This window comes from Halomonas sp., from assembly GCF_041689495.1.
Lineage (GTDB): Bacteria > Pseudomonadota > Gammaproteobacteria > Pseudomonadales > Halomonadaceae > Halomonas.
The window spans coordinates 1-10958 of record NZ_JBDNGD010000129.1; the positions used below are offsets into that span (position 1 = coordinate 1).

Consider the following 10958-nt stretch of genomic DNA (forward strand, 5'->3'; position numbering starts at 1 on the left):
GATGAAGACGATCACCTGATGGTGGTCATCGGTGCGGCACTGCATCGCTTTCGACGGCGCCATTGAGGCAACTCGCCCATTGATTAACTTCTGACAACGACAGGGTCATGACCATGAGCCAGAGCCAAATTCCCCTGGGGATCACCGATGTAGTATTGCGAGACGCCCACCAGTCGCTCTTTGCTACCCGAATGCGGCTGGATGACATGTTGCCTATCGCCGAGAAGCTCGACAAGGTCGGCTTCTGGTCACTGGAGTCATGGGGCGGTGCGACCTTCGATGCGTGTATTCGCTATCTCGGGGAAGATCCCTGGGAACGCATTCGTGCCTTGAAGGAAGTCATGCCCAACACCCCGCAACAAATGCTGCTTCGTGGGCAGAACCTGCTCGGCTATCGCCACTACGCCGACGACGTGGTCGAGCGTTTTGTCGAGCGCGCCAAGCTCAATGGCATCGATGTCTTCCGCGTCTTCGACGCCATGAACGACCCGCGCAACCTCGAGCGCGCCATCCATGCCGTCCGCCAGGTCGACGGGCATGCCCAGGGCACGCTCTCTTATACGGTGAGTCCTGTTCATACGCTGGACGGCTGGGTCGAACTTGGCAGGACCATCGCCGACATGGGCGCCGATTCGCTGGCGATCAAGGACATGGCCGGCCTGCTCAAGCCCTATGACGCCTTCGAACTGGTCACCAAGCTCAAGGCAGTCCTGGATATTCCCATCCAGTTACATTGTCACGCGACGACCGGCCTCTCCACTTCGACCATCCTCAAGGCCGCCGAGGCCGGTATCGACAATGTCGATACGGCGATTTCCTCCATGTCGATGACCTATGGCCATAGCCCCACGGAATCGGTGGTCGCCATTCTTCAGGGCACCGAACGCGATACGGGTCTCGACCTGGAGCTGCTCGAGGACATTGCTGCCTATTTCCGCGAGGTGCGCAAGAAGTATGCGGCCTTCGAGGGCTCGCTGCGAGGCATCGACTCGCGCATCCTGATCGCCCAGGTGCCGGGTGGCATGCTGACCAACATGGAAGGACAGCTCAAGGAGCAGGGCGCCGGCGACAAGCTCGACGACGTGCTCCGGGAAATTCCCAAGGTGCGGGAAGATCTTGGCTTTATCCCGCTGGTTACCCCGACCTCCCAGATCGTCGGCACCCAGGCAGTGATGAACGTGATGATGGGCGAACGCTATGGCTCGATCTCCAAGGAGGTTCAGGCGCTGCTCAAGGGGGAATACGGCGCCGCCCCGGCACCGTTCAACAAGGAACTGCAGGCACGCGTGCTGGAAGGGGGTGAACCGATCACCTGTCGCCCGGCTGACAGGCTCGAGCCCGAGATGGACAGCCTTTCCGCGGAGCTCAAGGCCCGGGCCGGGAAGGAGGGCATTCGCCTGGCCGAAGGCGATCGCGAGATCGATGATGTGCTGACCTATGCGCTCTTTCCGCAGATTGGGTTGAAATTTCTCAAGAACCGAGACAATCCGGAGGCCTTCGAGCCGGCCCCCCAGGCTGCCCTGAAGGAAGCTGCCAGCGACACGCTTCCGGCAACCAGCAGCGCCAAGGTACCCGCGACCCCGAGGCCTTCCGAGGGCCCCGAGACCTATACCATCAAGGTCAACGGCAAGGCCTATGTGGTCGAGGTCGCCGAAGGCGGCGATATCAGTCAGGTCGCCGAGCAGCACAGCGCCAAGTCCGACGAGACGACTGCCGAGGCACCCTCGGGTGAATCGATCACCGCCCCGCTGGCCGGCAATATCTTCAAGGTCAATGTGCGTGAAGGGGATAGCGTCAAGGAAGGTGACGTGGTGATCATCCTCGAGGCGATGAAGATGGAGACCGAAGTGCGGGCCTCCTGTGCCGGAAAGGTATCCGCCATCAAGGTCAGCGAGGGCGACAGCGTTGCCGTCGGTGACATCCTGATCGCGCTTTAAGGGTATCCCATGGAGAAACTACTGGTACTTTGGCACGGCTCGGGACTCTACAACCTGAGCCCGGGCCAGGCGGTGATGATCCTTGTCGGATTGGGGCTGCTTTACCTGGCCATCTACAAGAAGTTCGAGCCGCTGTTGCTGGTTCCGATCGGCTTCGGCGGCATCCTCGCCAACATTCCCGAGGCGGGTCTGGCTCTTTCCGCCGCCGAGCAGGCATTACACCTGGCTCGCCCCGGTGTGCTGGAACAGATGGCATCGGCCCTGCAGCTCGCCCTCGACCCGGCAGCGGGGATCGAGGCCTGGCGTCATGAGCTCGCCGAGGTGCTGCATGGTGACACCTCTTCGACGCTGATCCGGGCCGCCAACGATATCGCCATGGATTCAGGCTATGCCCATGGCATGCTCTACCAGTTCTACAGCGTGGCCATTGCCTCGGGGATCGCTCCCCTGGTCATCTTCATGGGTGTGGGTGCCATGACCGACTTCGGTCCACTGCTGGCCAATCCCCGCACCCTCTTCCTGGGCGCGGCGGCGCAGTTCGGTATCTTCGCGACCCTGCTCGGGGCGGTCGGCATGTCGGCGATGGGCTGGATGGATTTCTCGCTCAACCAGGCCGCGGCGATCGGCATCATCGGTGGTGCCGATGGCCCCACCTCGATCTATGTTTCGAGCGTGTTGGCGCCGGAACTCCTGGGTGCCATCGCCGTGGCGGCCTATGCCTACATGGCGCTGGTTCCGTTGATCCAGCCGCCGATCATGAAGCTGTTGACCACGCGGCGCGAGCGCGAGATCACCATGAGCCAGCTGCGGCCGGTGTCTCGGCTGGAAAAGATCGTCTTCCCGTTGTTGTTGCTCATGCTGGTAGTGCTGTTTCTACCGGATGCCGCGCCCCTGCTCGGGATGTTCTGCTTCGGCAACCTGATGCGTGAGTGCGGCGTGGTCGAACGGCTCTCCGACACCGCCCAGCATGCGTTGATCAATACCGTGACGATCTTCCTGGGCCTTTCGGTGGGTTCCAAGCTGATGGCGGACAGCTTCCTCTCCCTTGAAACACTCGGAATCCTGGGGCTCGGCATCATCGCCTTCGGCATCGGCACCGCCGCGGGTGTTCTCATGGCAAAGCTGATGAACGTCATGAGCAAGATGCCGATCAACCCCTTGATCGGGGCTGCCGGTGTCTCGGCGGTGCCTATGGCAGCGCGGGTGGCCAACAAGGTAGGGCTGGAGTCCAACCCCCACAACTTCCTCTTGATGCACGCCATGGGGCCCAATGTGGCCGGCGTCATCGGCTCGGCGGTAGCCGCCGGGGTGATGATCAAGTACCTGGGGTGAGAGACTCGATCATCCGAGGAAGAGTCCTCCATAAATCAAAGCGGCCATGACCACGAAGGCCGGGTGGGTCTTGAATCTCAGCAGAGCGATGGCCGAGGCGATGGCTATCAGGAGGGTGTGGACGATTCCGGCGCCTTCGATGCCTTCGATCAGGAAGCCCAGGGTCAGCCAGGCCATCATCAGGGCGATTACCGGCCGCACCCACTGGCTCATGCGCTTCACCCGCGGTGACTCCCGGTGGCGGTAGAGCAGGCCCAGGGCGCCGAGCATCAGCAGCAGGGTGGGCACGACGGTGGCGAATACCGCCACTGTGGCCCCGCCCATGCCCGCTACGTCGTAACCCACGTAACCGGCCATCTTGGTGGCGATCGGGCTGGGCAGAGCATTGCCCAGGGCGAGGGTCTCGGCGAATTCCTGGGCATTCATCCAGCCGTATCGGCCAACGACTTCCGTCTCGATCAGCGGAATGATGGCCGGACCACCGCCATAGCCGATGATGTTGGGAATGAAGAAGGCGAGGAACAATTCCCAGTAGTTCATCAGCTGGTCTCCTTACCGGGCGTGACAGGGCGAAGCAGGGCGGTGATCAACAGTGCTCCGATCACCCAGCCCGGGTGGACGCCCAGGACATAGATCAACCCCCCTGCCACCACAATCATCACCAGGCTGACCAGCCAGCCCAGGGCCAGTTGAGACTTGTTCCAGAAGTCCAGGGTCAACTGGGCCATCATCACCATGACGACGGGCACCACCGCTTGCCCCATGCCGCGTATCCAGGCAACGTCGCGATAGCGACTGAAGATGCCCAGCAGGGCGATCATGGCCGCGATCATCGGCAGGATCACGGCGGCCACGGCGATGATGCAACCGCCGATACCGGCGACGCGATACCCGATATAGCCGGGCATCTTGGTGGCGATGGGGCCTGGCAGGGTGTTGCCGATGGCGAGGATGTCGGCGAATTCATCGTCATCGAGCCAGTTGTGACGCTTGACCACTTCCTGGCGAATCAGCGGGATCATGGCGGGGCCGCCACCGAACCCCAACAGGCCGATGCGAGTGAAGGCCCAGAACAGATCGGCCAGGCGTTGGCCGCTCGATGTCGTCATGGAGCAACCCCTTGGAAGACGCTACGCTTGCTGTGATTGCTAATAGATTTGGTGTTCATATATATATTTATTGTGGTTAAATCGATTATTCTGAAAGATAGACTGCTCTGGCAAGTTGCGTCAAGGTGGTTTTTTTATTTTTCTCTCATTGAGAAAAGGAGTCACCATGGATACCCATCCACGTAGGGGCAGTCCCACGACCTCGAGTCGCATCTACGATATCCTGCGCCAGGACCTGGTCAACGGTCGGTTCGAGGCGGGCGAGAAGGTGGCCATCAGTGCACTCAAGCAGCAGTACGAGGTGGGGCTCAGCCCGCTCAGGGAGGCGCTCAATCGGCTGGCGGCCTATGGGTTGCTGATCCAGGAGAATCAGCGAGGTTTCCGGGTGCCCTGCCTGGATCGCGAAGAGCTCGATGACGTCTCGGAGATGCGCCGCGAACTCGAATGCATGGCTCTGGAGAGAGCGATTCGCCATGGAGATGACGAGTGGGAATCCGAAGTGCTGGCCGCGGCGCATCGCCTGAAGCGTGCCGATATGGCGCCGGAGAAGGTAGACGAATGGGAACTGCTTCACGGTCGCTTTCACCGGACCCTGCTGGCACCCTGCGGCTCGGTGTGGTTACTGCGTTTCATCGAACAGTTGCACGATCAATTCGATCGTTACCGGCGCATGGCCCCGGAGGTACCCGAGATCAGACGAGTGCTGGACGCACAGCATGAAGAACTGGTGGAACTGGCCCTGCAGCGTGATGCCCGGGGCGCCAGGGAATTGATGGACGATCACATCCGACGTTCCTACGAAGTGGCCCTGGGTGGCTTCGGTAATCGCGTTTAGGCAGGTGCTTCCGGGTTCCCACTCGCTCTGTCGCCAGTCTTCCTGGCAGCTAGTCGGTGCCGCAACACTTGTCAGGCGGCCATCTCCGTCTGGCGCACGACGCCCATGACCAGCCCCAGCACCTGGATGTCACTGTTCTTCAGGTAGATCGGCGCCATGCTGGCATTGGCGGGTTGCAGGCGTACCCCTGAGCGCTCGATATAGAGCTTTTTCAGGGTGACCTCCTGATTGTTGATCATCACTACGGCGGTTTCCCCGTTCTCGGCGCTCTCCTGACGTTCGATGATGATCACATCTCCGTCGAAGATGTTGCAATCGATCATGGAGTCACCCCGGACCCTCAAGGCATAGGTATTGCGACGTACCATGCGCGACGGGACATGCAGGCTGTCGCCATCCAGGCAGGCCTCGATGGGCAGTCCTGCGGAAACCTGTCCCAGGAAGGGGATCTCGATCAGGTTATCCCCGGGAATGGTTTCCCAGGACTCGGCGATGGGCAGATTGGGACGGCGATTCAGGAATTCCGGTGTGCCCCTTGGCATGGTGCGTCTCTCCTGGCGGCGGAAGAAAATATACCCTGTCGATTCATACAGTACCAGTTGAGCATAGCAGGACCCCCGTAAGACGCAAGGTATCCCGCAACCCCCGGGAGTTGATCGAGGTCAACCGCGACTGACTGACGCAGCGTCGGGACTGGCGGCAAATGCCCTTTCCGTGTAGAGTTCCCGGCGTCATGACCCATCCCCGGAGAGTGCCTTGACCCTGCGTCTCCAAGCACGAAACCTTGCCTGTGAACGGGATGATCGTTGGCTCTTCGAAGGGCTCGATCTGGATATCCATGCCGGCGAGATCGTGAGGATAGAAGGGCCCAACGGCAGCGGCAAGACGACCCTGTTGAAGATCCTTTCCGGCCAACTGGCGGACTACCAGGGTGAGCTCTTCTGGAACGCCCTCCCCATGGACCGTGCCCGGACCGATTTCCTGTCCAGTCTGCTCTACCTGGGGCATGCCCCTGGAGTGAAATCCGCGCTTACGGCCCTGGAGAACCTTGCCTGGTACCAGGCGATGGCGGGGGACACTGATGATGAAGCCGCTCGCCTGGATGCACTGGAGAGCGTAGGCCTTTTCGGTTTCGAGGATATCCCGGCAGGGCAGTTGTCTGCGGGCCAGCAGCGTCGCATCGCCTTGTCCCGGCTCGTTCTGACCCCGCGGCCGTTATGGGTGCTGGATGAGCCCTTTACCGCCATCGACCACCAGGGTGTCCTGGCCCTGGAAGCACAGCTGCAATCACATGCCCGTGCGGGAGGCTGTGTGCTGGTGACGACTCACCACGAACTCAGGTCACTCGAGCTTCGCCGCATCCATCTGGGGCAGGGAGGTGATGATGCCCGGCACTGAAGCCCCGATGGTCGAAGAAGAAGGGGCCCGGGTCTCAGGGGAACCTCGTCGTGGCCTGGTGGTCGCATTGCGTGCGACCCTGAAGCGTGACCTGATCTTGCTGCTGCGTCGGCGAAGCGAGGTGATGAATCCCCTGGTGTTCTTTGCCCTGGTGATCACCCTCTTCCCGATCGGCATTTCGCCGGACCCGGACCTGCTGGCGACCATCGCGCCGGGCTTGCTGTGGGTGGCGGCGCTGCTGGCGGCCCTGCTTTCCCTGGACAGCCTGTTCCGTAGTGATTTCGAGGATGGCTCCCTGGGGCAACTGCTGCTCTCGCCCCAGCCGTTGCCGGCGCTGGTGCTCGCCAAGGTGGCGGTACACTGGCTCATGACGGGCCTGCCGCTCTCGCTGATGGCCCCTGTACTTGGGCTCATGCTGTCGTTACCGGCCGGGAGTCATGGTGTTCTGGCGCTGTCGCTGGCTCTGGGGACAGCCAGCCTCAGCCTGATCGGGGCCATCGGGGCCGCCCTGACCGTGGGGCTCTCCCGGGGTGGCGTTCTGTTGTCGCTGCTGGTGCTGCCACTCTATATCCCGGTGCTCATCTTCGGCGCCGGTGCCGTTCAGTCGGCGATTCTCGGTGATGGCGTCTCGGCGCATCTGGCCATCCTCGGCGCCCTGCTGGCCGTGGCCCTGATGCTGGCCCCCTGGGCCATCGCGGCGTCCCTACGAATCAGTATCAACGGTTGAGGTATCGATACGGCATGTGGGCCTTCATACACAAGCTTGGATCCCCCCAGTGGTTCTACGCCATCAGTGCTCGCCTGCAGCCTTGGTTCTGGACGGCGGCGGCCCTGTTGATCGGGGTGGGCACAGTCTGGGGGCTGGCCTTCGCCCCTGCGGACTACCAGCAGGGCAACAGCTTTCGCATCATCTATGTGCATGTGCCGGCGGCCTTTCTGGCCCAGTCGATCTTCGTTGCCATGGCAGCGGCCGGTCTGGTGTTCATGGTCTGGAAGATCAAGATCGCCGACATGGCGGCCGCCGTGATGGCCCCCCTGGGAGCGGCCATGACCTTCATTGCTCTGTTCTCCGGGGCGGTCTGGGGCGTGCCCACCTGGGGCACCTGGTGGATGTGGGACGCGCGGCTGACCTCAATGCTGATCCTGCTGTTCCTCTATTTCGGCGTCATCGCCCTGCGCGGGGCCTTCTCCAGCCGTCACAGCGCTTCCCGGGCGGCGTCCGTGCTCGCCATGGTGGGCGTGATCAACATTCCCATCATCAAGTATTCGGTGGACTGGTGGTATACCCTTCACCAGCCCGCCACCTTTAGTGTCACTTCGCGACCGGCGATGCCCATGGAAATGTGGCTGCCGTTGTTGATCATGGTGCTGGGGTTTTACAGTTTCTTCATCGCTCTGACCCTGATGCGCACGCGTAGCGAGATACTGCGGCGTGAAGCCAACAAGCGCTGGGTCCGCGAACTGATCGGGGAGGCCGGATAATGGCGTTCGCTTCCTTCGCTGATTTCATTGCCATGGGAGGGCATGCCCCCTATGTCTGGGCGGCCTGGGCCGTCTCGGCCCTGCTGCTGGGTGGGAGCGTATTGCATGCGCGCACCGAGCGTCGGCTGCTGTTGCGACACCTTCGGCGCCGATCTCGTCGTGAGCAGAGAACCGGCGGACACCCTGAGCCGTCACAGAGGTCGTGTTCCATGGTTTCCCAACACGGAGTTGCCCGTCACGATGACACCTAAGCGTCGACAGAAACTTTTCGTTGTACTGGGGCTGGTGTCACTGGCGGCCATCGCCGTGGGCCTGACCCTCTTCGCCCTGCGCAGCAACATCAATCTCTTCTTCAGCCCGGTACAGATCGCCGCCGGGGATGCTCCCTACGAGCGCCAGATCCGTGCCGGCGGCATGGTCAGGGAGGGTTCGGTATCGCGTGACAAGGAGAGCCTCGAGGTCACGTTCACCGTCACCGACTATGTCGACGATCTCGAGGTTCGCTACAGCGGCATCCTTCCGGATCTCTTCCGCGAGGGACAGGGTGTGGTGGTGGTCGGGGAGCTTCAGCCGGATGGTTGGTTGAGTGCCGATCAGGTAATGGCGCGCCACGACGAGAACTACATGCCCCCCGAAGTGGCCCAGGCCCTGGAGGAGGCCGGTTATTCTCCCGCCGACTTCCAGGCCAAGGCCGAGGAGGTGGGCAATAAGATCGGAGCCCGGCTGGAAGGCAGCGGCGACGGCCGGACCAATTGAGCGGAGTGCCCATGCAGACCCTGATGATTCCCGAAATCGGCCATTATGCCCTGATCATTGCCCTGCTGATGGCATCGGTGCAGGCCGTGGTGCCGCTGGCCGGTGCGGCGACCCGCCGCCCGCTATGGATGGCCTATGCGAGACCCATGGCCACCGGTCAGTTCCTCTTCCTGGCAATCGCCTATGCCTGTTTGACCGCCAGCTACCTGCTCGACGACTTCAGCGTGGCCAATGTGGCCAACAACTCCAACTCCATGCTGCCCTGGTATTACAAGGCCAGCGCCGTCTGGGGCAATCATGAGGGTTCGGTGCTGCTGTGGAGCCTGATCCTGGCACTCTGGACCCTGGCCGTGAGCCGATTCTCTCGGGAGCTGCCCCAGGACATGCTTGCCAGGGTCCTGGGCGTGATGGGACTGGTCAGCGTCGGCTTCCTGGCCTTCGTGCTGATCACCTCCAACCCCTTCGAGCGACTGCTGCCCAATGTTCCCCAGGATGGTGCCGATCTCAACCCGCTGCTGCAGGACTTCGGCCTGATCGTGCATCCGCCGATGCTCTACATGGGCTATGTGGGCTTCTCGGTGGTCTTCGCCTTCGCCATCGCCGCCCTGCTGGGTGGTCGTCTGGACGCCGCCTGGACCCGCTGGGCGAGGCCCTGGACCAATATCGCCTGGGCCTTTCTCACCGTGGGCGTCGCCCTGGGTAGCTGGTGGGCCTACTACGAACTGGGCTGGGGCGGCTGGTGGTTCTGGGACCCGGTCGAGAATGCCTCCTTGCTGCCCTGGCTGGCCGGTACCGCCTTGATCCACTCCCTGGCGGTGACCGAGAAACGCGGCGCCTTCAAGAGCTGGACGGTGCTGCTGGCGATCACCACCTTCTCGCTGTCGCTGATGGGCACCTTTCTGGTTCGCTCTGGTGTGCTCACCTCGGTTCACGCCTTCGCCAATGACCCCTCTCGCGGACTCTTCATCCTGGCGTTGCTCGGCATCACCGTGGGGCTGTCGCTGCTGCTGTTCGCCCTGCGCGCGCCACGGGTCAGCCACCAGGTGGGGTTCAGCTGGCTGTCCCGTGATGCCCTCTTGCTGATCAACAACATCCTGCTGGTGATCATCACGGTCACGGTGCTGCTGGGCACGGTCTATCCGCTGCTGCTGGATGCCCTGAACCTGGGCAAGATCAGCGTGGGTCCACCCTACTTCAATGCGCTCTTCGTTCCGCTGACCGTGGTGCTCTGCCTCTTCATGGGTGTGGGTCCGCAGGCGAACTGGAAACAGACCGACGGCCGAGATCTGTTGCGTCGCTGCTGGCTCGCCGGTCTGGTCGCCCTGGCCATCGGTGCGGTCGCGCCGCTGCTCTATCGGGGTGAATGGAACCTCAAGGTGAGCCTGGGTGTCGTAGCGGCGCTGTGGATAGTATTACCCATGGCGCGCAATCTCTGGGTCAAGACGCGCCACTCCGCTGGCCGCCTGGCCGGTATCAAGCGCCTCTCGCTGGCCTACTGGGGCATGACCCTCGGGCACCTGGGCATCGCGGTGACCATCATCGGCGTGACCGTGGTCTCCAACTATGCCATCGAGCGTAACGTGCGCATGGGCGTGGGCGACACTGCCGAGGTGGCCGGTTACACCTTCACCATGACCGAGCTCGTCAGTCGCCGCGGCCCCAACTACCTGGCGGATGCCGCCGAGATAGAGGTACGCCGCGGCGACAGTCGGCGTACCTTCACCATGACTCCCGAGAAGCGGCTCTACATCGCTCGGGGCATGCCGATGACCCAGGTCGCGCTGAGCCCTGGTCTGTTCCGTGACCTCTACGTGGCCATGGGCGAGGACCTGGGGGACGGCAGCTGGGCGATGCGCCTCCAGTACAAGCCCTTCGTGCGCTGGCTGTGGCTGGGCGCACTGCTGATGGCCGCCGGGGGCGTGCTGGCCGTGGTGGACCGCCGCTATCGGCGCACCGTGACGGCCCGCGACCCGGAACGCGCCATCGCCGGCAGGCCTCGGGAGGCCACTACATGAAGCGTCGCCTTCTGCTGTTGCTGCCGCTGGTCGGCTTCCTGAGTCTCGGCGCCTTCCTCTACATGGGGTTGTCGATCAACCCTTTCGATCGCGA

Annotated in this window: 12 protein-coding genes; 9 read left to right on the top strand and 3 right to left on the bottom strand. The window is 62.5% G+C overall.

Annotation, left to right across the window (positions count from 1 at the left end):
- The first annotated feature begins 113 nt into the window (after window positions 1-113).
- Together oadA and ACESMD_RS04300 are read left to right on the top strand one after the other, a co-directional pair.
- Complete coding sequence (gene oadA / locus ACESMD_RS04295; RefSeq protein ID WP_372610660.1) at window positions 114-1937, top strand: sodium-extruding oxaloacetate decarboxylase subunit alpha; 1824 nt, start codon at window positions 114-116, stop codon at window positions 1935-1937.
- A gap of 9 nt (window positions 1938-1946) precedes the next feature.
- The gene (locus ACESMD_RS04300; RefSeq protein WP_372610662.1) at window positions 1947-3269 is read left to right on the top strand and encodes a sodium ion-translocating decarboxylase subunit beta; all 1323 of its coding nucleotides are present in this window, start codon (window positions 1947-1949) and stop codon (window positions 3267-3269) included.
- A 9-nt stretch (window positions 3270-3278) separates the two neighbouring features.
- On the opposite strand, the gene ACESMD_RS04305 is transcribed toward ACESMD_RS04300, so the two are convergent.
- Window positions 3279-3809 carry a chromate transporter gene (locus ACESMD_RS04305; protein WP_372610664.1) on the bottom strand — a complete coding sequence of 177 codons (531 nt, stop codon included), beginning with the start codon at window positions 3807-3809 and terminating at the stop codon, window positions 3279-3281.
- Window positions 3809-4378: a chromate transporter gene (locus ACESMD_RS04310; RefSeq protein WP_372610666.1), complete on the bottom strand. Its 570-nt coding sequence runs from the start codon at window positions 4376-4378 to the stop codon at window positions 3809-3811. Before ACESMD_RS04310 ends, ACESMD_RS04305 begins: the two co-directional genes overlap by 1 nt.
- A 166-nt stretch (window positions 4379-4544) precedes the next feature.
- Between ACESMD_RS04310 and ACESMD_RS04315 the strand changes: the two genes are divergently transcribed.
- Window positions 4545-5213 (top strand): GntR family transcriptional regulator, encoded by a 669-nt coding sequence (locus ACESMD_RS04315; RefSeq protein WP_372610668.1) that lies wholly within the window; start codon window positions 4545-4547, stop codon window positions 5211-5213.
- 71 nt (window positions 5214-5284) lie between these two features.
- On the opposite strand, the gene ACESMD_RS04320 is transcribed toward ACESMD_RS04315, so the two are convergent.
- The gene (locus ACESMD_RS04320; RefSeq protein ID WP_372610670.1) at window positions 5285-5755 is read right to left on the bottom strand and encodes a LexA family protein; all 471 of its coding nucleotides are present in this window, start codon (window positions 5753-5755) and stop codon (window positions 5285-5287) included.
- 214 nt (window positions 5756-5969) lie between these two features.
- On the opposite strand from ACESMD_RS04320, the gene ccmA reads away from it, so the two are divergent.
- Genes ccmA through ACESMD_RS04350 form a run of 6 tightly spaced genes read left to right on the top strand, consistent with a single transcriptional unit; the run spans window position 5970 to window position 10864 of the window.
- A complete protein-coding gene (gene ccmA / locus ACESMD_RS04325) occupies window positions 5970-6611 on the top strand; it encodes a cytochrome c biogenesis heme-transporting ATPase CcmA (RefSeq protein ID WP_372610672.1) in 642 nt (213 codons plus the stop codon).
- Entirely contained in the window at window positions 6598-7338 is a 741-nt protein-coding gene (gene ccmB / locus ACESMD_RS04330) for a heme exporter protein CcmB (RefSeq protein ID WP_372610674.1), read from the top strand. Before ccmA ends, ccmB begins: the two co-directional genes overlap by 14 nt.
- A gap of 14 nt (window positions 7339-7352) precedes the next feature.
- Window positions 7353-8093, top strand: coding sequence for a heme ABC transporter permease (locus tag ACESMD_RS04335; RefSeq protein WP_372610676.1), 741 nt, complete (start codon window positions 7353-7355; stop codon window positions 8091-8093).
- Between the two features lie 32 nt (window positions 8094-8125).
- Window positions 8126-8344: a heme exporter protein CcmD gene (gene ccmD / locus ACESMD_RS04340; protein ID WP_372610682.1), complete on the top strand. Its 219-nt coding sequence runs from the start codon at window positions 8126-8128 to the stop codon at window positions 8342-8344.
- Window positions 8334-8849 carry a cytochrome c maturation protein CcmE gene (gene ccmE / locus ACESMD_RS04345; RefSeq protein WP_372610678.1) on the top strand — a complete coding sequence of 172 codons (516 nt, stop codon included), beginning with the start codon at window positions 8334-8336 and terminating at the stop codon, window positions 8847-8849. The genes ccmD and ccmE overlap by 11 nt, the downstream gene beginning before the upstream one ends.
- Window positions 8850-8860: 11 nt before the next feature.
- Window positions 8861-10864 carry a heme lyase CcmF/NrfE family subunit gene (locus ACESMD_RS04350; protein WP_372610680.1) on the top strand — a complete coding sequence of 668 codons (2004 nt, stop codon included), beginning with the start codon at window positions 8861-8863 and terminating at the stop codon, window positions 10862-10864.
- Window positions 10865-10958: the final 94 nt, after the last annotated feature.